The organism is Abiotrophia sp. (assembly GCF_057275535.1).
Genome location: NZ_DBHIRJ010000003.1, coordinates 81,708 through 105,504 on the forward strand (window position 1 = coordinate 81,708; position 23,797 = coordinate 105,504).

The 23,797-nt window shown below is 46.2% G+C and carries 19 protein-coding genes; 1 reads left to right on the forward strand and 18 read right to left on the reverse strand.

Going from position 1 to position 23,797, the window contains the following annotated elements; genetic code table 11:
- From ACO53F_RS03080 to ACO53F_RS03120, 9 genes are all read right to left on the reverse strand, one after another.
- On the reverse strand, positions 1 to 1,473 hold a 1,473-nt coding region (locus tag ACO53F_RS03080), incomplete at its 3' end, for an SEC10/PgrA surface exclusion domain-containing protein (RefSeq protein WP_485137259.1).
- Between the two features lie 516 nt (positions 1,474 to 1,989).
- Positions 1,990 to 6,297: a PolC-type DNA polymerase III gene (locus ACO53F_RS03085; RefSeq protein WP_485137260.1), complete on the reverse strand. Its 4,308-nt coding sequence runs from the start codon at positions 6,295 to 6,297 to the stop codon at positions 1,990 to 1,992.
- A gap of 118 nt (positions 6,298 to 6,415) precedes the next feature.
- Entirely contained in the window at positions 6,416 to 7,684 is a 1,269-nt protein-coding gene (gene rseP / locus ACO53F_RS03090) for an RIP metalloprotease RseP (RefSeq protein ID WP_485137261.1), read from the reverse strand.
- Between the two features lie 129 nt (positions 7,685 to 7,813).
- Entirely contained in the window at positions 7,814 to 8,608 is a 795-nt protein-coding gene (locus ACO53F_RS03095; protein ID WP_023392020.1) for a phosphatidate cytidylyltransferase, read from the reverse strand.
- The gene (gene uppS, locus ACO53F_RS03100; RefSeq protein ID WP_485137262.1) at positions 8,605 to 9,336 is read right to left on the reverse strand and encodes an undecaprenyl pyrophosphate synthase; all 732 of its coding nucleotides are present in this window, start codon (positions 9,334 to 9,336) and stop codon (positions 8,605 to 8,607) included. The genes ACO53F_RS03095 and uppS overlap by 4 nt, the downstream gene beginning before the upstream one ends.
- A gap of 109 nt (positions 9,337 to 9,445) precedes the next feature.
- Positions 9,446 to 10,351 carry a YitT family protein gene (locus ACO53F_RS03105; protein ID WP_485137263.1) on the reverse strand — a complete coding sequence of 302 codons (906 nt, stop codon included), beginning with the start codon at positions 10,349 to 10,351 and terminating at the stop codon, positions 9,446 to 9,448.
- 6 nt (positions 10,352 to 10,357) lie between these two features.
- Positions 10,358 to 10,798, reverse strand: coding sequence for a hypothetical protein (locus ACO53F_RS03110; RefSeq protein ID WP_023392017.1), 441 nt, complete (start codon positions 10,796 to 10,798; stop codon positions 10,358 to 10,360).
- A 127-nt stretch (positions 10,799 to 10,925) separates the two neighbouring features.
- Complete coding sequence (locus ACO53F_RS03115; protein ID WP_023392016.1) at positions 10,926 to 11,141, reverse strand: YneF family protein; 216 nt, start codon at positions 11,139 to 11,141, stop codon at positions 10,926 to 10,928.
- Positions 11,142 to 11,208: 67 nt separating this feature from the next.
- Positions 11,209 to 11,460, reverse strand: coding sequence for a DUF896 family protein (locus ACO53F_RS03120; RefSeq protein WP_485137264.1), 252 nt, complete (start codon positions 11,458 to 11,460; stop codon positions 11,209 to 11,211).
- Positions 11,461 to 11,541: 81 nt separating this feature from the next.
- On the opposite strand from ACO53F_RS03120, the gene lexA reads away from it, so the two are divergent.
- Positions 11,542 to 12,159: a transcriptional repressor LexA gene (lexA, locus tag ACO53F_RS03125; RefSeq protein ID WP_485137265.1), complete on the forward strand. Its 618-nt coding sequence runs from the start codon at positions 11,542 to 11,544 to the stop codon at positions 12,157 to 12,159.
- Between the two features lie 53 nt (positions 12,160 to 12,212).
- Here the strand turns inward: lexA and ACO53F_RS03130 are convergent, their stop codons facing one another.
- From ACO53F_RS03130 to glyQ, 9 genes are read right to left on the reverse strand one after another with little or no spacing between them, the layout of a single operon-like run.
- Positions 12,213 to 12,725 (reverse strand): adenine phosphoribosyltransferase, encoded by a 513-nt coding sequence (locus ACO53F_RS03130; RefSeq protein WP_023392013.1) that lies wholly within the window; start codon positions 12,723 to 12,725, stop codon positions 12,213 to 12,215.
- Between the two features lie 6 nt (positions 12,726 to 12,731).
- The gene (gene recJ, locus ACO53F_RS03135; RefSeq protein WP_485137266.1) at positions 12,732 to 15,059 is read right to left on the reverse strand and encodes a single-stranded-DNA-specific exonuclease RecJ; all 2,328 of its coding nucleotides are present in this window, start codon (positions 15,057 to 15,059) and stop codon (positions 12,732 to 12,734) included.
- Between the two features lie 3 nt (positions 15,060 to 15,062).
- Positions 15,063 to 15,584, reverse strand: coding sequence for a LapA family protein (locus ACO53F_RS03140; RefSeq protein ID WP_485137267.1), 522 nt, complete (start codon positions 15,582 to 15,584; stop codon positions 15,063 to 15,065).
- 3 nt (positions 15,585 to 15,587) lie between these two features.
- A complete protein-coding gene (locus ACO53F_RS03145) occupies positions 15,588 to 16,397 on the reverse strand; it encodes an SDR family NAD(P)-dependent oxidoreductase (protein ID WP_485137268.1) in 810 nt (269 codons plus the stop codon).
- Entirely contained in the window at positions 16,382 to 17,332 is a 951-nt protein-coding gene (gene rnz / locus ACO53F_RS03150; protein ID WP_485137269.1) for a ribonuclease Z, read from the reverse strand. The genes ACO53F_RS03145 and rnz overlap by 16 nt, the downstream gene beginning before the upstream one ends.
- 33 nt (positions 17,333 to 17,365) lie before the next feature.
- A complete protein-coding gene (locus tag ACO53F_RS03155) occupies positions 17,366 to 19,213 on the reverse strand; it encodes an acyltransferase family protein (protein WP_485137270.1) in 1,848 nt (615 codons plus the stop codon).
- A 15-nt stretch (positions 19,214 to 19,228) separates the two neighbouring features.
- Positions 19,229 to 20,533, reverse strand: coding sequence for a GTPase ObgE (gene obgE, locus ACO53F_RS03160; protein ID WP_485137271.1), 1,305 nt, complete (start codon positions 20,531 to 20,533; stop codon positions 19,229 to 19,231).
- 37 nt (positions 20,534 to 20,570) lie between these two features.
- On the reverse strand, positions 20,571 to 22,616 hold the full coding sequence (glyS, locus tag ACO53F_RS03165) for a glycine--tRNA ligase subunit beta (protein WP_485137272.1): 2,046 nt from the start codon (positions 22,614 to 22,616) through the stop codon (positions 20,571 to 20,573).
- Positions 22,617 to 22,619: 3 nt separating this feature from the next.
- Positions 22,620 to 23,513: a glycine--tRNA ligase subunit alpha gene (gene glyQ, locus ACO53F_RS03170; protein WP_070755037.1), complete on the reverse strand. Its 894-nt coding sequence runs from the start codon at positions 23,511 to 23,513 to the stop codon at positions 22,620 to 22,622.
- Positions 23,514 to 23,797 lie beyond the last annotated feature (284 nt).

The following is a 23,797-nucleotide window of genomic DNA, read 5'->3' on the forward strand; positions in this document are numbered from 1 at the left end:
AGTCGGTTGTGTTGGCTGAGTTGGTTCAGTCGGTTGCGTTGGCTGAGTTGGCTCAGTCGGTTGTGTTGGCTGAGTTGGTTCAGTCGGTTGCGTTGGCTGAGTTGGCTCAGTCGGTTGCGTTGGCTGAGTTGGCTCAGTCGGTTGTGTTGGCTGAGTTGGTTCAGTCGGTTGCGTTGGCTGAGTTGGCTCAGTTGGTTGAGTCGGTTGTGTTGGTTGACTATCGTTTGAGTAGTCATTACCAGGCGTAAACTCAGTCGCGCCATCTTTTGGTGCGAACATGGTATAGTACTGGGTACCAAACTTGCTACTGTCGTTCGCCCCCGCACGGTTGGTCGCAACCCCTAAGTAGACATCCTTGTTACCATATGGGTTTTCGAAGAGCAAGAAGTTTCTTGCGTGTCCGAAGTTAGCATGGCTATCATCGAAAAGCATCCAAACAGTTTGGTAATGGAATTGTTGCTTAAGTGAATCCATGGTCGTCGTATTTGGACTAATGGTTGCTAAGTTTTCACCCCAACCATTGGCCACATTAGCCAAGGCACGTGTCGTTGCATTGACGTCATGGCTATTAGTCCAAGCATACCAGTTATCTTCTTGGTAAGCATTAGCAACCTTCTGTGCCGCGTTCAAAGAACCTGCGTTAACCTTAAAAGGTTGTTTGCCAAATTGTTGACGGATTGGGTTGATTAAGTTAGCAATGTAGAGAGATAACTCTTTACGTTGTTCCTCAGTCAAGTTGTTGACATCAACAATACGATTCTTGTCAGCTTCATTTGACTTATAGGTGTTAAGGGCACGGCCAGGTTTAGCAATTGCGTCAATCTGACTAGCTGTATAAGCCCCTTCCTTAAATAAATCTGGTGTAAAGCCAGGAGGCAAGACAAGCTTGTTATCAGAAGTATTGTTAGCATTAGCCAATGGTTTAACTTCTTCCGCCTCATTGGCACCATTAACTACCGCGGCTTGCTTAGCTATAGTTGATTCTGCTTCTGCCAAACTTGCTTTTTGGTCTGAACTTGACGCTTCTTCTGCTGGATTTTCTTTTGCATCTGAAACATCCTTAGCCAAAGCCTTAATTGTTGCCTCTTGAGTCGCTGAATCTTGTGATTCTACATCCTCAGGCAAATCTAAATTAGCTAGTTCAGAGGCAATAGATTCTGCTTCTTCTACCGGAACGGGGGTGTTGATTTCAACGGGTTCAGTATTGGTTACAGGCGATTTGTCTGCTTCCAGTGCCTTAGTGTCCACATCTAAGTCAGAGTTAGGGAGCCCTTGACTCGGAAGCTTCTCTTCTATTTGCTCAATTTCTGATGAACCTGCATTGGCAACGAAAGCTGATTCTTGGTTCAAATCTGCTGCGTTAACTAGGTTATTCCCAGAACCCAGGAACATCAAGGCCGCTACTGCGATTGAAGCAGTGCCGACTTTGAGCTTACGGATCGCATAGCGATAAACCGTATTGGTGTGCTTCATTATAAAACCTCCAATGTTTTTTTAAGTTATGCCTCTATTATATCTAGAAATTTATAGCCTCACAATGCTATTAGGGCTTTCTTCACTAGACTGAAACATACTTAACACCTGTAAAAAACCTTGCTTTACGCTATATACCAAGCTTTGTAAGACATAGATTTAGGCTTAAAGAGAAATAAGCTGTAACTTAAACCCCTCTTACTTGCTGTAAATTTTATACTAATATTTGTGAGATGTTTTCTCATTTATAGGCTAGATTTACTCCTATATATCTAAAATCATAAAGTATCTCTTTAAAAAAGAGGAACATTACACATATCCGTATCCCCTTACACCTAGCGTTTCTGCAGGCTAGTTGCCAGTTTGCTGTTCTAAATCAGATTAAATATAGTGATACACAATTGCAAATAGGACGACTAAAGGATAGCAAATCTATGAAGAAGCAAACCTGCCTATATTACAAGGAGGTGTCAAAACAGTAAAAAACGCCTGCCACTAGGCAGACGTTGTCATACATTAAAAGAGACTGAGTTGATCCGAGTCAGGTAGGCCATTAAGGACACCATGTTCAGTCAAGTAATCAAGGATGGTCTTTGAGACCTTGCCGCGTTTTTGCAAGTCCTCTTTAGACAGGAATGGGGCTTCCTGACGCGCCTTAATAATCTGTTGGGCCACGTTGGCACCCAAACCAGGTACAGCCCGGAAAGGCGGAATCAGGCTATTGCCCTCAATGATAAAGCGGTCGGCATCAGATTTCTCTAGACTGATCATTTGGAAGCTAAGGCCACGCTCCAACATCTCATTAGCCAATTCTAAGACCGTTAAGAGGTTCTTGTCCTTAACCGAAGCATCAAAGCCCTTATCATTGATTTCCTTGATACGGCGCTTAACCATTTCCTTCCCTTGGTGCATGGCCACAATGTCAAAGTCATCTGCCCGCACTGAGAAGTAAGCAGCATAGTACATAATAGGCATGTGAACCTTGAAGTAAGCAACCCGCAAGGCCATGAGGACATAGGCCGCCGCGTGGGCTTTAGGGAACATATACTTAATCTTCAAACAGGAATCAATATACCATTCAGGCACCTTCTTGGCCCGCATTTCTGCCTGCCAATCCTCTGGAATCCCCTTCCCTTTACGGACGGACTCCATAATCTTGAAGGCTAAGCCGTCCTCTAAACCATAGTAAATCAGGGTGACCATAATATCGTCACGACAGCCGATTACCTTAGCAAGAGGCGCAATCTTGTTCTTAATTAACTCTTGGGCATTCCCCAACCAAACATCGGTCCCGTGAGAGAGACCTGAAATTTGCAGTAGCTCGGCAAAGGTCGCTGGTTTGGATTCTTCCAACATACCTCGTACAAAGCCTGTCCCGAACTCAGGAATCCCTAGCGTACCTGTTTTAGAGAAGATTTGCTCTGGTGTTACCCCTAGAACTTCGGGACTGGAAAAGATTTTCATGACATCCGGATCGGTTGGTGGAATTGTCTTAGGATCTATCCCTGATAAGTCTTGTAACATACGAATAACGGTTGGATCATCGTGCCCTAGAATATCTAACTTGAGCACGTTATCGTGAATGGAATGGAAGTCGAAGTGGGTAGTCCGCCATTCGGCTGTCACTTCATCGGCAGGATATTGAATAGGCGTAAAGTCATAGACATCCATATAGTCTGGAATAACAATAATCCCGCCCGGATGCTGACCGGTCGTGCGTTTGACCCCTTCAATTCCTTTCGCTAGACGTTCCTTCTCAGCTTGTGGTAGGAATTGTTGGGCTACTTCTAGATAGCCTTTGACATAACCAAAGGCAGTGCGTTCCGCAACCGTCGAAATGGTTCCTGCCCGATAGACATAGTCCTCCCCAAAAAGTTCCTTGGTGTAGGCGTGGGCGCGCGGTTGATAGGCCCCAGAGAAGTTCAAATCAATATCGGGTACCTTGTCGCCATAGAAGCCAAGGAAGGTTTCGAATGGGATATCCTGCCCATCCTTGTTAAGGGCGTGGCCACAGTGAGGACAGTCTTTGGCTGGCAAGTCATAACCCGAACCAACCGAACCGTCAGCAATAAACTCCGAATATTGGCAGTTTGGACAATAATAATGTGGAGCTAGTGGGTTAACCTCCGTAATACCCGTCAGGGTCGCCACTAAGGAAGAGCCCACCGAACCCCGGGAACCCACGAGATAACCGTCAGAAACCGACTTGTGGACCAACTTCTGCGAAATCAGATAAATAACGGCAAAACCATTACCAATAATGGACTTAAGTTCCTTTTCAATCCGCTTCTCTACAATCTCAGGCAGAGAATCGCCGTAGAGCTCCCTAGCTCGTTTATAGGAGAGTTCAGTAATCTCTTCGTTGGCGCCAGGAATATTTGGCGTATAGAGTTTGTCCTTGATAACTTCAACTTCTTCCACCATGTCGGCAATCTTCTGAGGATTGGTGATGACAAGCTCATAGGCCTGGTCCCGCCCCATAAAGTCGAATTCTGCCATCATCTCATCTGTCGTGCGGAAATGAACAGGCGGCAGATGCAAGGTCCGATTGGCATTAATCTTCATGGAACGCAAGAGAATCTCGCGGTAAATAGCATCCTTAGGTTCCAAGTAGTGGACATCTCCTGTTACCACTACTAGCTTGTTCTTGTCTTGACCCAGACGGACCATTTCTTTCATGATGGTTTCTAAGTCAGTTTCGCTACGAATTAATTCCGTCTCGATTAAGGGACCGTAGACCGACTTAGGTTGGAGTTCAATGTAATCATAGAAATCTACCAGCTTCTCCGCTTCATCGTAGCCCTTTTGCATCATGGCAGTAAAGACTTCCCCATTGGAACAAGCTGTCCCAACTAAGAGATTGTCCCGATACTTGGTCAACAAGCTACGTGGAATACGAGGTTCGCGGAAGAAGTATTGAACGTTGGAGGCTGAAATTAACTTAAAGAGATCTTTAAGCCCTTCTTGGTTTTTAGCAATCAAGGTAGCATGGAAAGGTCGAGCCTGTTTATAGCTGTCCCCTTTCCCTACTTGTTCATTGAGCTGGTCATGACGGACCATACCGTATTGTTCTTTGGCTTGATCCAATAGCTTGTAGCAGACATAACCAGTTGTCTCAGAGTCGTAAACGGCCCGGTGGTGTTGTTCCAAGGTCACGCCATAATGTTTAGCCAAGATATTCAAACGATGGGAACGCATGTCAGGGTTAACCAAACGTGACAGCTCCAGCGTATCAATAACGGGCTGATCAGGTACTGTCATGCCCAGACGCGCATAGGTCTTATTGAGGAAGCCCATATCAAAGCTCGCATTGTGAGCCACGAGAATGGTATCTTTGGAAAATTTAGCGAAGCGCGCCATGACCTCTGCTTCTGGTGGCGCATCGGCTAACATAGCGTCCGTGATTCCAGTCAATTCGGTAATCATGGCCGACAAATGATAACCCGGATTGATAAAGGCTTCGAAAGTATCAATGACCTCGCCATCCCGCATTTTAACCGCTGCTAATTCAATGATGCGGTCATAGACAGAAGACAGACCCGTGGTCTCCACGTCGAAGACAACATAGGTCGCCTGATCTAAGTCAATGGCTTGTGGATTATAGGCAATCGGTTCACCGTCATTGACCACATTGGCTTCAATCCCGTAGAGAACCTTAATACCATGTTTCTTACCTGCCGCATAGGCATCAGGAAAGGCCTGAGCGCCCGCATGGTCGGTAATGGCAATAGCCGAATGGCCCCAGGCAGCTGCTTGGGCAATCAAATCCCCTACTTTATTGGTAGCATCCATTTGACTCATATTAGAGTGCAAATGCAACTCAATCCGCTTAGCGCCGTCCACCCCCTGGTCTTGACGTGAGGCCTTGGAGATTTTGCGAATACTACGCGGCGAGAAATCCATCTCTCCCGTAAAGTTATCAGACTTAAGGCTACCTTCCAGACGGACCCAATCCCCCTTTTTGAAGAGGCCAAAGGATTCCTTCTTAATGTTACGCCCTGCCATCAGTTTAGCCGTAATGGAGGAAGTATAGTCGGTCACCTTCATAATCATGAGCTGGGAACCTGAGCGGAGTTCGCGGACTTCATAGTCAAAAATATAACCTTCAATAATCTGATTAAAGGGATTGTCGTAGACTTCCTGAATCGAAATAGCTGGCGTATCTGGGATGTCCTTACCAATTTGAGGAATGTCGCTATTCTCTACAACTACCTTGCTTTGTTCTTGGCGTCGTTGTTCTAATTGAGCCAATTCCTGCCGCTCGCGTTCAATCTCAGAAGCCAGATGCTGCTGAGCTTGTAGCTTAGCTTGTTCACTTACCTGATCATCTACTAGGTAGACTAGTTCCCAGTCATTCAATTGGTTTTGGGCCAGTTTGAGTTTGAAGGCTTGGTCATAGCGGGTTTTAACCACCTGAACTTGATCTTCAGTCGCCAAGCCAACTTGGATTTGGCCATCCTTGACCTGATAAGTAGCATTAGCCAAAGCGCGCTTAATAAAGCTCGACTCCTGGCCCATTACCCCTAAAATGGATTGCCAGTAATCTAGCATTTGACTCTCATCTAGTTTAGTCGGTGCTTGATAATTCCACCAGACTTCAGTCTTGGCAATGCCCTCGAAGGCTAGACGCATATGGTGCAGAAGGGCTTCATAGACGTGAGGATGGAGACGTTCTACCTGACTTAAGGTAAAATGCCATTCACCAGACTTAGCGTGAACCTTAACAGATTCGATTTGAGTCTGGGATAGTTGGGCCAGCATGTCTGCGTCCTGCAGCCCAATTTGGTCCAATAGATGTTCGAATAATTGGCGATTCTTGGCCATAAGTTCCCTCCGTCCACGGTGATTTGCATACCTTTTTATTATAGCATAAGCCCCCTCTAAAATCACCTGATGGCCACGCTAAAAAGAGACCTACCCTGGGTAGATCTCTTATTCAAGACTATTGTGGGAAGAGTCGACTGATATCATTCCAGGTGACAGCCAACATAAAGGCCACCAAGATTAGGGCCCCAATGATGGTTAAAACCCCTTCTTTTTCTTGTGATAGGGGCTTGCCTCGCACACCCTCAATGGCATTAAGGACAATCTTACCACCATCCAAGGCAGGAATTGGCAATAGGTTGAAGGCGCCAATATTAGCTGACAACAAGCCAGTTAGGAATAGCACAGGCATGATCCCCTCAGAGGCTGCTTTAGAGGTAATTTGAGCAATTGCCACGGGCCCACCAAACTGATTGAGGTTGAGGCCACGAAGGAAGATACCTACAATAGCTGCTGCTACACCCGTAATTTGAGACCAAGTTGCGGTGAAGCCATATGCTATTTTGGCCCAGATATCTTGAGTTACTGGTTGCGCTACGCCAATTCTCCCAATAGTTGCTTGCTCCACTTTGTCCGCCCGGATAGCAACTGGCAATGTCAAGTCTTGGTCACCACGATGGACAGAGAAATCTACCGTTTGACCTGGCTTGGATTGAATAGCTTGCACCATTTGACGCCAGTTGGAAACCTTGCTTTCCCCAATGGCATCAATCCGGTCACCTGACTGCAGACCTGCTTGTGCAGCAGGCGAATCTGGTTCAATATAACCTAAGACATTGGCCTCAACCGGTACTCCACCTGGGCGGACAAAGGCCACTACAACAAAGATTAAAATAGAGAGGATAAAGTTATTCATAGGTCCCGCTACATTGGTCATGAACTTAGCCCATGGCTTAGCGGCGCCATAAGTGACTTGACGCGGTGCCACTTGGATACTAGACCCGTCTGCTTCAATGATGCGGGCCTTGTGATCCACTTGATAGGTAACTAAGTCTTGACTGCCGAGCGGTAAGCCCGTAATAGTCATGGCATCTGTTAAATCCAACTGATCCACTTGCACTGGCACTTCGTCTTCAAGGGCCACTTTCGAGGTATTAATGCGGGTCACTAGCCCGGCTTCATTCAGGACAAGGCCTACTTGCATACCGGCTTGAACTGCATCTTGATCCTCACCTAGCCCTGCTAGACGAACATATCCTCCTAGGGGAATCATGCGAATGGTATAGAGTACGCCGTCCTTGCCCTGATGGCTGAAAAGCTTAGGCCCCATCCCAATGGCAAATTCGCGCACTAGGATACCAGCCTTACGGGCAAAGTAAAAATGGCCGAATTCATGAATACTTACGATAACTGTAAAAACAAGTAAAAAGACAATCAATGCTTGCATGGTCAACTTCCTTTATCTATTTCAATTCAAAAATTTGCTTAACTTAACCTCTTAAATATACCCTAATTAGGCCCATAATGCAAAAATAGTCAACCAAACTCAAAAGATAGAGTTTGGTTGACATGAGGACTATTTTAACCAGTTAAACCAGGTCATGAGTAGAAAGCTGGTAAAAAGGGTTGAGTCAAAGCGATCTAAGACACCGCCATGGCCCGGCAGGAACTTGCCAGAGTCCTTGACCCCAAAATGCCGCTTAAAGGCTGACTCTACTAAATCTCCCAGCTGACCTAAAACTGACAAGGCCATGGCTAGTAAAATATAGTGTTCCGAACCACCCAAATGTGGGTCGAAGAAGTAATTATAGAGCACTGCGATGACGACTGCACTGACAATTCCACCCAGCGAACCTTCAATAGTCTTATTAGGACTCAATTGAGGCGCTAGCTTATGCTTGCCGAAACGTCGGCCAACGATATAAGCCCCAGAATCCGTTGCAAAAATAATAGCAAATTGGAAAATAACTAAGTCCAAACTAATTTGTCGTAACTCAATCAAGTAACGGAAGCCATAGCCTATATAGAGGGCGCCAAAAATCAATAAGGCCGCTTCCTCAATATTAAAGGTCTTGTACTCGTAGACCGTTAGGACTAAAAGCAGCATACAGCAAATATAGAAGAGATAGGTAAATTTCAGACCTGGAATCAAGGCAGATTGGTAGTTACTGGGCAGAATCATAAGGGCAACGGCAATGGTCGCAATGACCCCAACCAAGTTGAAGTATTCAATCTTCTTCATATTAGCTAATTCAAAGAGGGCCATAATCCCTAAAATTAAGAACATGCCCGTAAAGACCTTGCCCCCTACCACTACAACCGGAATTAGGACGGCTAAGGCCGCCAGGGCGCTGATCACTCTTACTTTCATTCAGTATCCAACACCTTTCCAAATCGTCGTTGTCGGTTGGCATAGACCGCTAGGGCTTGGTCAAAATCGCCTTCATCAAAATCAGGCCATAGGCGTTCAGTGAAATAGAACTCACTATAAGCCGCCTGCCAGAGTAGGAAGTTGCTGAGACGCTCTTCCCCACTGGTCCGGATAATCAAGTCCGGATTGGCTAAGGCCCCAAACTTGGCGGTTTCTAGATTTTGACCAATTAAGTCAGGGGTGATGTCTTCCGGCTTCAAAGTGCCCTCAGCTACCTGACGGGCTAAGGCCTGAACTGCATGACTAATTTCGTCTTGAGAGCCATAGTTGATGGCAAAGTTCAAGATCAGGCCAGTACAATGAGCTGTATCGGCAATAGCTTGCTTGAGTACTTTGCGTGTCCCTTCAGGTAGGCCTTCCAAATCGCCAATGGTCTCTATCCGCACATTCTGTTCCAGTAATTCAGGCACAAACTTGGCAAAGAACTCCTTAGGCAACTTCATTAAGAAGCTGACTTCTTGTTCAGGTCGTTTCCAGTTCTCGGTTGAGAAGGCATAGACCGTCAGCATCTTAACGCCCAGTTGATTAGCACGTTTAGTGATTTTCTTGATGGTATCGACACCTTTTTTGTGTCCTGCCACCCGAGGTAGGAAACGTTTCTTAGCCCAACGGCCATTCCCATCCATAATGAGCGCAACGTGCGCAGGTACCTTACTTAAGTCAGCCATGCCAAGCCCTCCTGTCTTCAAATTCCACTATATTATAACAAACTCTGCCTCTGATTGAAACGATTTAAACTAAAAATCCCCTCTGAAACTATCAGAAGGGATTTGATCATTAGATAACTGTTTCTTTTCTCAAGTCGGCCTGTTGTTGACGATTTAAGAAATTACCGGTCACCATGGTGGACTGGACCACGTTAATAAAGGCCTGGGAATCAACCGAAAGCACCGCTTGCTGCAAATCATAGAGTTCATAACGGCTTAAGACTACCATTAGGACTTGCTTAGGCTGATGCGAAAAGGCACCCTGCCCTTCTAAGAGAGTGACGCCACGAATGACCCGTTCCTGAATGGCCTTGACCACTCGGTTAGGGTCTTGGCAAATCACAAAAGCAGTCAAACGTTGCTCACCTGTATGGATAGCATCAATGACCATGCCTGCAATAAAGATGGCAATGCAACTGTAGAGAGCATACTCCCAACTATTGAGGAAACCAGCTCCTACTATGACCAAACCATTGGTCAAAAAGGACATAAAGCCGACATTGCGCCCTGTTTTCTTAGCAATCAAGAGGGCAATAATATCAAAGCCTCCACTGGACATACCAAACTTAATCAAGAGGCCGACCCCGATACCCGAAATCACCCCACCAGCGATTGCAGCTAACAAGGTATTATCGGTCACTTGTTGAATCGGCACCCAGTTACTTACTAAGGTGGACAGGAAAATACTGGTCACGGTCAAGATTGAAAAACGCCGTCCTAGATAGAGCCAACTCAAAATCATCAAGGGAATATTGAGAATGAAATAGAGATTACCGGCCGTTAAGAGATTCGCTAGGGGCGTATCCTTGAAGATGGCCAAGATAATTTGCGCCAAACCAGGCACGCCATTAGAAAAAATCAGATTAGGAACATAGAATAAGTTGAGGGCAACTGCAAAACAAAGGGCTGAAAGCCATAATACGACGCCGGACAGGATTCTTTGTCCTTGACTGGAGCGAACAAAAGACGTCAGCATGAAGTTTTACACCTCAGCAGAAGGTCCTAAGCCAGCAGTTAAGGCTTCTACCATATCCTTCGCAATCGCTGAACCATAGACAATGGTTTCATAGAGCGGTTGTGGGTCCACGCTAGCGCGCATCAAGTTGCGTTGGAAGATTTCCCCATCACCCGCTAAATAAAGGGCAAAATAACCGGTGCGAGTTTCATTTAACTCGTTAATCAATTCCAAGGCCTGCGCACGTTGCTTATAGTCTTTCAGCATATGAACATGGCGGTAGATAACTTGAGCATCACAATAAGGTAAATCTGAATTTTGAACGATGACTTCCACAATCAAGTCACGTACTGGGGTTACGCCAAAACGGAAACGATAGAGATGGTGACCTCCCTCAATCTCCAAGTATTCAGCTGGTAGTTCTTTCTCAGCAATGAGTTTGTCGAAATTTTCCTTGATAATAGACATAGAGCTTCCTCCTCAATTTGACTTTCAATACTCTTATAGTGTACCACGTTTGCTGGGACTTTTCATCTGTAAGTAAAGCACCTGGATAAGAAAAAGTCCACCACTAGGCGGACTTAAATTCTTTTGATTATTGACGTACCTTCATTTGGGCCATGATCTGCTGAACCTTCTTCTTAGATGGTTTTTGCCCCATTGAAGCCATCATTTGTGTAATCATGCGCTCATCAATCGGTGGGTTTTCCTTAAAGTATTTCATCATGTAACGGCGCGCCATAAAGAAGCCACCAACAAATCCGCCGATTAAGGCGACTACGACAATGATTAACCAAATCCATGTTTGCACTGCCTTCTCCTCACTTTCTTTTCATATTACTCTTCTATTTTACACAACTTTCCGTCAAAAGCCTAGTCTAATCTTCTAAATGACGGTTATGAATTTTCTTTTCTTTTTGAATCTGTTTGAGTTTGTCAGGAGTCACATCGGTCCCCTCTTGGTCGACAATCTTCATACCTTCAATATGATTGCGCATGCCATGGCGTAAGCTAGCCAAGTATTCTTGGCGTAAAGCCGCTTGTTCTTGGGCTTCTTCAGGGGTTAAACCCTCACTTTTCTTCTTACGTGCTAAGACATTGATGCGCTCAATTTTTTCTGGTGATAACATTGGATACCTCCACGAACATTCGTTTGCATTTTGGACAATAGGTGTGCTATAATAGGCTTAAGATATAAGGAAGGTGAGGACATGACGACATTATCCACTAAACAATTAACCATACTCTCATGTATCCATGAGGCCATTGTAGCCAACGGCTATCCCCCTACTGTTCGGGAAATCGGTGCAGCAGTAGGACTTGCTTCTACTTCAACTGTACACGGCCATCTAGCACGTTTAGAACGGGCTGGTTATATTATTCGTGACGCCAGCAAGACTCGAGCCATCGAACTTTCTCCCCTAGCCCAGGAAGCCTTGGGTATTCAACCCCAACAAATTCCCTTGCTAGGTCAAGTTGCTGCTGGTGCGCCTATTCTGGCCATCGAACATGCCACAGATTACTACCCTATTCCACCTGGCTTAGAGCGCTATGAACCTAGCGAACTCTTCATGCTAGAAATTAAGGGTGAATCCATGGTTAATATTGGCATTCTTGATGGGGACTACATCACGGTCCGCCGTCAAGCAAGCGCCAATAATGGTGACGTCGTGGTTGCTATGACCGAGGATAATGAAGCCACCTGTAAGACCTTCTTCAAGAAGTCCGATTACGTCATCTTACGGCCAGAAAATGACCACATGGACGATATCATTCTGCCTCAGGTGACTATCCTGGGTAAGGTTGTCTCGCTTTACCGTTATTTCTAAGTCTCTTATAGCCATGCCCTCAGTCTAAGACTGGGGGCATATTTTTGATGCTTTTAGTATTGCATTAAAGCCTTGTAGTCGTAGCCTGCCAATTTTTCTTTCCCGTTTAAGTCAACGAGTTCAATTAGGAAGGCACAACCAACGACAACGCCGCCTAATTTTTCAACTAGGTCGATAGAGGCTTTAATGGTCCCACCTGTTGCCAAGAGGTCATCGGTGATGAGGACACGTTGGCCTGGTTTAATGGCGTCTTCGTGCATGGTTAAAGTTGCGGTACCATACTCCAATTCATAGTCCACATCGACCGTTGGGCGGGGTAATTTGCCTTTCTTACGAACTGGGGCAAAACCAATCTCTAATTCATAAGCAACTGGGCAGCCTACGATAAAGCCACGCGCTTCTGGCCCTACAATCACATCTACTTGTAATTCACGAGCGTAGTCCACTAATTGTTTAACTGATTCGTGGTAAGCTGGACCGTCTGCCATGAGAGGGGTAATATCACGGAAAACAATGCCTTCTTTTGGATAGTCCATGACTTTAGCAATATAATTTTTCAATTCCATTATGACTTAACTCCTAATTCTTTTAACATATTCTTTTATTTGGTCGAGGGTGGCAAAGACTAAGGCTTCTTCGCTGTCCATAGCAGCTTGATAAGCCCGGTAGGCAGCAGTTTCTTCCAAGTTAGTGTTCTGATGGCGACTCGCCTCTTGGACTGCCACTTGCCCCGCTTCAATAGATACAAAACCTGCTTCATAGAAAACATGAAACATTAATTTGAGTTGAACTGGATTAATGGCCAGTCCTTGACTGATTTCAGCTAATCTAGCCCGCAAATTGAAGGGTTCCTGACTGACTAACCAGCGATAGAGTTTAGCAAAGTCAGCACGTTGCGGCAAACCTGCCAGATACTTAGATTCTTGGGCATAAAGCACCAAGTAGAAGGCCTGCCAGTCCTGAGCAAGTAGCAGTTGGTCCAAATCCGCCATTTGCTTGGGTGGCTCTAAGAGCACCAAGCCTTGATAATGGCTAAGATTGGCCTCTTGAGCTTCTTGATAAGTCATCAGAGCCGAACCGGGCTGAAGGCGGGAACTGACTTGAGCCTTGACTGCTTGACGCTGACAAAGATAGACCACTTGATCCAGTTGCCAGAGGCGGCCTTGTTGACCACTGGCTCGCCAGTCATACCAGGCAGCACCTGAGACCCCAAGATCAGACAGGAGCAATTGAGGGCTGACCCGATTCTGCCATTTGTTTAAGTCCAAATAACCTACGGCCGTCAAACTATCTCCTACTTGTCTATCTCGCATACGATCTGCAAAGTCAAAGCCAATGGCATTAAGCTCTTGCCCATCCTGTCCTAGGACTAGTTTAGCATGCTGACCATTAGTCCCAATCAATCGCACTTGGTTGAGCTTGGCCTCCTCAAAGGCAAAGACTGGCTTATCATTATCCATACCGAAGGGACCCAGTAACTGGACTTCTTGGATAAAATCAGTCCCTACTTCCGAAAGTTTCAAGGACAAATCAATGGTCAAGGGTGCTTTTCTAGGCTCACTTACTGCTTGAGCTTGAGCCTTGGCATGCAGGGCTGTGACAAAGTCTTGCCATTGATCTTGATTAACTGTCATACCTGCCGCCTGAGCATGGCCACCAAATTGGGCCAGGTGCTCCTTAATATCTGTCAACCAGTCAAAGAGATGGACAGCTTCTGTCGAACGTCCACTCCCCTTGTATTGACCTTTATCTGCCTGATACTGGAAGATTAGGGCTGGACGTTGGTAGTGTTCGCTCAAGCGACCGGCCACAATCCCCACAACCCCAGCTGGCCAACTAGGGTCTGACTCAATAATTATAGGAGGAATCGGTCCCTGTCCCAGTCTTTGGCTAACCTGATCCATAATATTAGCTACCAAGTCCTTACGTTCTTGGTTTTTTTCATTAATTAACGCTAATAGTTCTTGGGCTTCTTCCTCATCCTGGGTTTTAAGCAGTTCTAAAGCCGGAGTCGGGTCTCCCAAACGGCCAATCGCATTGAGCCGAGGTCCAATGGTAAAACCAATCGTGTCAGCCGTCAAGTTTTCCATATCGACTTGCTCTTCTTCAAGCAGTAAGCGCAAGCCAATGCGCATGGTATCACGCATGAGCTGGAGACCGCTCAAGACAATGGTCCGATTTTCGTCACGCAGGGAGACTACATCACTGACTGTCCCAATGGCTGCTAACTCCACTAACTCAGTTGGTACTTCGCCTAATAAGGCTGTGGCCAACTTCAGGGCCACCCCTGCTCCACTCAAATCCGGGAAGGGATAATGGCCTTGTGGATGTCTGGGATGCACCACAGCATATGCCGAAGGCAAGCTGGCTTGGACCTCATGATGGTCCGTCACAATAACATCCACACCAGCCTGCATAGCCCATTCGATGGCTTCAAAACCTGCCACCCCATTATCACAAGTCAAAATCAACTGAACGCCTTGTGCCACAAAGTCCTGGTAGCGAGCCAAATTAGGCCCATAGCCATCAACCAAGCGATTGGGAACATAGTAAATGACCCGGGCGCCTAACATCTCCAAGGTCTCATAGAGAATCAAGGTTGAGGTTATGCCGTCAGCATCATAATCACCGTAAATTAAGATGACTTCTTGGTCCTCAATGGCTACTTGGATTCTTTCCACAGCGCCGTCCATGTCATAAAGGAGGAATGCGTCGTGGAAGGTTTGGGGCATCTGATTGGTCGCGTCCTTGATTTCTTCTAAAGTCTCAAGTCCACGCGCCAAACATAGCCGCAGAAAAGTGTCACTATAGCCTAAACCGGCTTGCTGCCATTCAGCCACCTTGTCTTGCCAATTGTCCGGCAAGCTTCGGTAGTGCCACTCATAGTGTGTCAAGTTCATGCTCTACCCCCTCGAAACCTGAGGATCCTCATCATCTTGCAAACTCTCTTCAAATTCATCCACACTGTCTTCAAGTTCTTGGGCTGATTGATCCAAATCAAGCTCTAAGTCACTTGTCTCTTCTTCTTGCATTTGGCTTTGAGACTGGGCTTCAAGCTGTGTCTTCAAATCAGCTAAGGCTTCTTGAAGGTTTGCAATTTCTTGATTCTTTTCTTCAAGATTAGCCTGATATTGGGCTTCTAATTCCGCCTTAGTCGTCTCAAAATTAGATTGTTCTTTGCTGAGGGCATCGCGCTCCTTATTTAGGTTCTTAATGGCTGTACGATTGGCCATGTGACTGGATAAAGAAGACAAGAAACCAATTAATAAGCCGAACAAAATTGAGATCAATAAGACTAAGACCATAGGCATTTGGGTTTGGAAGAACAAGAAAGTGACCTGCACATTATTAACGTTTTGTAGAGCGAATACTACCACTAGAATAACGGCACAGACACCTAAGATTAATTTCCATTGTTGACGCATGGGCTATTCCTCCTTCAAATTAAACAAGCGTGCAGCTAAAAAATCACCGACTTGTGGGCATAAGTGATAGAGTTTTGAGGCAAAGGCTAACTGCCAAGGTAGATTCAATTCTCGTTTGACATGCTTGCGTTTCATATTGGCTACAATGCGACTAGCCAGCTCATCTGCTTCAAGACTGAAGGCCTCGACTACTTGGGCGTAGGCTAGCATTTGTGGCGAACGGTCGAAGAAGGCTGTCTTAACTGGGCCTGGGTTAATGGTGGAGACTTGAATAGCTGTCTCATAGAGTTCCAGTCTCAAGGCGTCAGCATAAGCGATAATAGCCGCCTTAGACGCTGCATAAGCGCTAGTCATAGCGGTCGGGATTTTCCCTGCAATAGACCCTACTAAGTGAATTTGACCTAGCCCACCTTGGTTTAACTGCTGGATGGCCACCAACTGGCTCAAGTACATCATGCCGAAGACATTGACTTGGAACATATCCACTACTTGCTGAGGTTGATTTTCCGAGAAGGCTTGGAAGTCTCCATACCCCGCATTACTGAATAGAATGTCAATACGACCAAAGGTTTCAATTGTAGCCGCCACCAATGCCTCAATCGCTTGAGGCTGAGACATATCCGTTATCTGGACTAGAACCTCTGTACCCCACTGCTCTTGAAGTTTCTGAGCAAGGGCCTGCAAGCGGTCCTGACGTCTGGCAGCCAATACTAGCTTACAGCCCTCTTGGGCCAATTGGTTGGCCACAGCCTGGCCAATACCACTAGTCGCACCCGTGATGATTACGACTTGCTTATCTAGGTTTCTTGACATGAGCTATCTCCTCCTATCACATCAAACTCATCAAAGTCATAGACCAGTCTCGCTCCTTCAAAAATACGGCGCGCTTGGTCTTCTAATTGTTTGGCGTCTCTTCCCATATAGCGAGCGCTAATATGGGTTAGATAGAGGGCTTTAACATTACTTGCCCGTGCCACTTGAGCGGCCTGACGGCTAGTCGAATGGTGATAGGACGCAGCCATTCGGGCTTCACTTTCTTCAAAGGTGCATTCGTGTACTAAAGCATCAGCATCTTGAGCCAGTTCTTGAATGGCATCACAGGTCTTGGTATCTCCCAAGATGGTGACTACTCTTCCCTCTCTGGCTGGCGCTAGAAAATCCTGTCCGTTAAGGACGGTGCCGTCAGCTAAGGTGACAGCCTCACCGCGTTTAAGCTGACCAAAAATCGGGCCATTAGGAATCTGATACTGAGCCAAGCGATCTACTAAGAGCTCGCCACTGGTTCTTGGCTCCATGATTCGGTAGCCAAAGCTTAGAATACCATGGTTGAGAGCTTGATAATCAACTAGCCAGCCCTTACCTAAATCCAAACGACCTCCTTTAGGTGACAGTTCGACGATTTCTAGAGAATATAAGAGGCGCGATTTAGACAAGCGTAAGGCTGATTCGACAAAGTCCTTAATACCCGGTGGCCCGTAAAGGGTCAAGGGCTGATCGCCCCCCTGGAAGGAACGCGAGCTAAGGAAACCAGGCAGACCAAAGATATGATCGCCATGTAGGTGGGTAATGAAAATTTTAGTGATTTTGCGAGGTTTAAGCGAGGTTTCTAAGATTTGATGTTGGGTGGCTTCACCACAATCAAATAACCAAACCTCATTGAGTTCATCAAGGAGTTTGAGGGCTAGAGCACTCACATTACGATTGCGGCTTGGGACACCCGCCCCAGTACCTAAAAATAATAACTTCATGCTCATTTCCTTTCTGTTAGACTTGCCAATCGATTAGCGATTTTGCGAAATTTGATTGGCAACGAATTTAGCAAATTCCAAGGCGCCGGTTGGGTTTGGATGGATACCATCCTCATAGTACCAATCATTGTGGCCCTTAGCGAAGGTTCGCCAGTCAATCACTTTGACATTGGAGAAGCGATTAGCCGCAGCAAAGAGACGATTATTGGCATCTTCTACCCAGACCTTATCAACCGAAGAAGTGACAAAGTACTGCTCCCGGTCCGTCCCAATGGCATTAATATAGTCATTAAGCTGACCGTCGGTAAAGGTCCCATTAGAACCTAAGACTGTCACTACTGTTCCCTTGAGTTTACCAGAGGCCTTAAGGCTATTAATCACTTCGTTACTTTGGTAAAGCTGACGACCAATCTGGCCATCAACGATTGCCTTAGGAAAGACTTCTTTTACCTTATCAGCCGAAGCCAATAGGATGGAATCCCCAATAAAGGTTACTTCAAGGGCATTGGCTTGTAGGAGTTCTTGGCGGTTTAGGCCTTCAATATTATTAATGACCTTGGTTTCCTGACTTTCAGGCTCCTTGGTCTCTTCCACTAATTTTTGGTTAGATTCGATGACTGTTGCTAACTCATCGGCTGCCTTGTTCTTCTGTTCTGGCGTAATAGCCAAAGCTACTAAACCAATAGTTGAAACTAAGAGATAGCTAATCGCCAGCGTCTTAATGCCCCAAAGGCTAGCCCGGTGCTGAACCAGGTAACGCACCCGCGCTTGGGTTTGTTTCCAGTTGAAATCCTGACCAAATGGCAAAATCAAGCGACGACGTTCAAAGAGTTGATAGGAGATTTCCGCCATCAACATAATCAGTAAGAACTGAACACCGACTGAAATCCAAATATTATGGAAGCCATTCAAACGGTCTGGAATGACCAAGTGAATCGGATAAAACCATAGGTAGTAGGATAAGCTGCGTTTACCGAAGAAGGTAAAGACTGGCAGACTTAAGAACTTATGTAGCCAAGTAGAGGGATGGAGACTGACAATGACAAAAACCATGGACAGTAAAGTGAATAGTAGCATCCCAAAACGATAGGCAAAGGGTTGCGTCCCATACATAAAGAGCAACATAAAGGTCATCAGAATGACACTGGCAATCCCAATCCCGTTAAAGACTTGTTGCTGACGCTTGGATATAGCTTTTGGCTTGAGATGTACTGGGAAGAGATACCCTAATGCCCCACCAAAGGTAAAGGCAAAGGCCCGCGTCAACAAATCATAATAAATCCGACTTGGATCCTGCCCATCTTGGTAGAGATAACCTAGAAGCACTGCAGAAGCAATGGATAGAGTCACCAACATAATGGCAGCAGTAGCCGGATTACGATGCCAAGAATAGACTACTTTGACCACAAAAGGCGTCAAAAGAATCAGCTGAGCATAGATGGAAATGTACCATAAATGGGTAAAGGCACTAGGATTGGCCGCCTGGACAAAGTAGGATTGGTTGGACAAAATCTGATAGTAGTTGTTGACGAAGAAAAGGCTAGAAAAGCCCATATTGCGCAAATTATAGAAATAATCCGGCGCAAACAAGGCAATATAGGCTGCTACCAGCAAGACCATGAACAAGGTTGGAAAGAAAATCCGTTCCAGTCTAGACTTGAGATAGGACCGGACAGAAACTGATTTTCTTAGCGTTGGGGCTGTATAGAAATGACGGAAGGCGAAGAAACCTGCCACCATTAAGAAGGCATTAACAGCTAGAAAGCCCCCAGGCAAGATATGCTGGAAGAAATAATAGGTCAGAATTAAGAGGATTAAGACCCCACGATAGCCGTCGAAAAAGGCCAAACGAGGACTTTTGGTAGATGTTTTATCGGTCATGCACATCCCCTCCCCTTAATCCATGAATTCAAACTGATAGCCGGCTAAATCGACTAAATCACCGGATTCGGCCCCTGCTTCACGCAAGGCTTGGTCCACACCCATGGAACGCAATTGGCGGGCAAAACGCGCCACACTCTCATCGTGGGCCATATTGGTCATGGCATAGAGTTTTTCAATCTTAGCCCCTGACAATTGCCAGTAACCCGCATCGAGCTTGGTCAAGGTGAATGGCACTTCCTCTTCTAATTGGTAATGCACTTCTTCTGGCTCTTCCTCGAATAAAGGAATAAAGTCAGAATTTTGGACCAAGTCATAGGTAAAGGCCAAGAGTGTCTTGAGCCCCTTGGCTTGCCAAGCAGATACTTCAAAAATAGCTGGCAAGTCTAGGCCTTCTTTTTGACAATAGTCTTCTAGCTTCTGCTTGAAGCTAGGTAAATTCTCTTGGGCCTGGCTCTGATCCATCTTATTGGCCACAATGACCATAGGACGTAAGAGTAATTTCTCGTGATAAGAAGCTAGCTCGTGCATGATATCGAGGTAATCTTGGAAGGGATCCCGTTCATGAGTCGCTGCCATGTCAATGACATGCAACAAGACTTTAGTCCGCTCAATGTGGCGGAGGAAGTGAATCCCCAAGCCTACCCCTTGCGAAGCTCCTTCAATCAGACCTGGCATATCGGCTACGATAAACTCCTGGTCGTAATTGAGTTTGACCACACCCAAGTTAGGGGTCAAGGTCGTAAATTGATAGTCTGCGATTTTAGGTTTGGCATTACTAATGACAGACAAGAGGGTTGATTTCCCTACACTTGGGTAACCTACCAGCCCTACATCGGCCAGAACCTTCAATTCTAATTGCAGGTCGGCTTCTTCACCTGGCTCACCATTTTCGGCGATGGAAGGAGCCGGATTCTTATGGGTAGCGAATTTAATATTGCCACGTCCACCACGACCGCCCTTGGCAACCACACATTCCTGGCCTTGCTCTACTAGGTCGGCTAGCAATTTATCAGTCGTCGCATCGCGGATGATGGTACCTGGTGGAACTGACACAATCAAGTCTTCCGCAGCCTTACCATACATGCCTTTGCTCATACCATTTTCGCCGTTCTTGGCCTTGAAGTGACGATTATAACGGAAATCCATCAGGGTCCGCAGGCCTTCATCCACTCGGAAGATGACACTGCCACCTCGACCGCCGTCACCGCCGGCCGGCCCGCCATCTGGGACATACTTTTCGCGTCGGAAGGCCACCATACCGTCGCCGCCTTTACCAGCTTTGACTGTGACCCTTGCACGATCTAAAAAGGTCGACATTGAAAGCACTCCTTTCTCTAACTCATCTAGCTGAGTCTTAAAATTTATTAATCAATAAGCGTGAATCAAAGAGTTCCAAGACAGCCTCTGTCAGCACCTTGAGCGTAGCCAAACGGTTAGCTCGAATGGTTTCATCATCGGCATTAACCTTGTTGTCATTGAAGTAAGCTTCAATCACCGGTACTAGGTTATCCAGATACATATAGAGGGCATCAACTGAAATCTTGTATTGGTCAATTTTAGCAGCGGCTTCAAGTAGCTTAGCCTCAGAATCCGTTTGGGCTAGGTCTAAGTTAAGCTGAGCCTCTTCTTGAACCTTGGCCCCCAGATTGACCACCCGGGTAATGGCTTCTAAGAAGCGTTTGTAGGCCGTTGGGTTCTTATCCTTGTGGGTCTTGAGGAAATGGGCTACATAGTTGGCCTTGCCTACTTCTAAGTGATTAGCTGCCCCAATCCCTTGGATTTGGTCCATATCAACTGATTGGTTACGTAAATGCACAGCAACCCGTGCCCAGACAAAATCAGCTAGCTGCTTCAAGAGTTCTTGGTCGCCCTCATAGGCTTCCACTAAGTACTTAAAGACTGGTAACAAGTCTAATTCCCAACCACGATCTAAGAGGATTTCCACAATCCCCATAGCCGTACGACGAAGAGCGTAAGGGTCGTTAGAACCCGTTGGGATTAAGCCAACCTTGAAGTATTGGAACAAGGTGTCAAGCTTATCAGCCAAGGCCAAGAGTGCACCTGCATCTTGGTCAGGCAGCACGCCACCGCTAGTCGTTGGCAGGTACTGGGTCCCAATAGCTTGGGCCACCAAGGCATCTTCCCCGTAATGACGAGCGTAGATTTCCCCGATTTGACCTTGGAGTTCGTCGAACTCGCCAACCACTTGAGTCATGAGGTCAAACTTGTAGATTTGGCTAGCACGTAAAGCTGCCTCATAAGACGCTTGATCTAAGTTCAGGTCCCCTTGTAGTTGACTAATTAAGGCGCCGACGCGAGCTTGCTTGTCAGCCAAAGTTCCTAACTTAAAGTGTTCATTAACGTTAGCTAGTTTATCGACAAAGAAGTTCAAGTCATGTTTGAGGTCTTCTTGATAGAAGAATAAGGCATCTTCCAAGCGAGCCCGCAAGACTTTTTGGTTACCTTTGACGACGTTGGCTAGGTGCTGATCATTCCCGTTACGTACTGAAATGAAGACAGGCAAGAGCTCACCTTTAGCATCTAAGGCATAGAAGTAACGTTGGTGATCACGCATGGCGGTAATCAAGACACAGTGTGGCACTGATAAGTATTTTTCTTCGAAGTCGCCATAGAAGACGGTCGGCCATTCCACAATAGCAGTCACTTCTTCTAGCAAGTCTTCATCAACTGGTACCTGCCAGCCTTGAGCAGAAGCTAAATCAGCCAATTGATGGCGGATATTAGCCCGACGTTCTTCAAAGTCTACTAGGACATGTTGCTCACGCAAAGCCTCCACATAGTCTGTGGCCTTTGCCAAGGTCACATCATGGCCTAAGAAACGATGGCCACGAGAGATGCGGTCTGATTTAACGCCAACAAACTCTAAAGGCACCAATTCTTGGTCTAGGAGGGCCACAATCCAGTGAACAGGACGGATGAATGGAATCTCATAGTCATGCCAAGTCATGGTAACTGGGAAGGTCATGGCCTCTAAGACACGATTAAGTCCTGACAAGACTTGGTCTGCAGCTTGACCTGGCAAATGCTTGTTCACGAAGATATAGTCTTCACCTTTGATACTTTCTACAATCACATCTTCTTGGCTAGCCCCTTGGCCTTTAATAAAGCCAAGGGCTGCTTTAGTCCAATTGCCTTCCGCGTCTTTGGCGATTTTAAGGGATGGGCCTTTTGCCTTGGTAGACACATCTTGGCTACGTTCAGCCAAGCCATGGACTTGTACCGCCAAACGGCGTGGAGTAGCATAGGCGCTGAGACTCTCGTAAGCTAAACGCTCTTCTGCTAAGAAGTCAGCCACCCGCTTTTCTAATTGTTGTGATAAATCTAAGAGGAAGCGTGCAGGAATTTCTTCCATGCCAATTTCAAGTAAAAATTCTGCCATGGTCTAGGCCTCACTTTCTGATTTTTTAAGGAGTGGGAAGCCGAGGGCTTCACGTTCAGCCACAAAGGCTTGGGCAACAGAACGCGCCATCTTACGAATGCGACCTAAGTAACCGGCACGGTCTGATACGGAAATCATGCCACGCGCATCGAGTAGGTTGAAGGTATGGCTACACTTGAGGATGTAGTCATAGGCTGGATGGACCAAACCTAAGTCAATCAATTTAAGTGCTTCTTGCTCAAACTCTGTAAACAAGGTGAAGAGCAAGTCGCTATTGCTTTGTTCGAAAGCATAAACGGAGTGCTCACGTTCAGGTTGACGGAAGATATCGCCATACTTGACGCCTTCCACCCACTCCAGTTCATAGACATCTTCAACGTCCAGGATATACATAGCCAAACGCTCTAGACCATAAGTAATCTCGCTAGTCACTGGATGGCACTTAAGCCCCCCTACTTGTTGGAAGTAGGTGAATTGGGTAATTTCCATCCCATCAATCCACACTTCCCAACCTAAGCCGGCGCAGCCCAGAGAAGGATTCTCCCAGTTGTCTTCAACGAATCGAATGTCATGTTCCAAAGGATCAATCCCGATGGCTTCTAAACTCTCTAAATAGAGTTCTTGAACATTCAGGGGCGATGGCTTCATGACCACCTGCAGTTGGTGGTGTTGGAAGAGGCGGTTGGGGTTCTCCCCGTAACGACCATCTGCTGGACGTCTGGAAGGTTCGACGTAGCAGGCATTCCAAGGTTCTGGGCCAATTGCACGTAAGAAGGTGTAAGGGCTCATGGTCCCTGCCCCTTTCTCCGTATCATAGCTTTGTAAAACCAAACAGCCTTGCTTAGCCCAGAATTGCTGTAAGGTCATGATAATATCTTGCATGGTTTTCTTCTTCATGATGCTTCCTCCTTTATAACGGGGACGGCAAACCCCTGGCGACAAATAAAAAGTCCCTATGGTAATCCACTGACCACCATAGGGACGAAGATAACTTCGCGGTTCCACCCTATTTCTAGTTACATTGAACTAGCGCTTCATTTATGCCTATGAGTGACTTAAAAACTACCATCGATTTGCTCTGGCTTCCACCGTCCCAGAGTCGCTAGGCTATCTTCTTTTAATTGCGCTTTTAATCCCCTTTATTATAGGACATGACGGCCTTTAAGTCAAGCAAAGTCGCG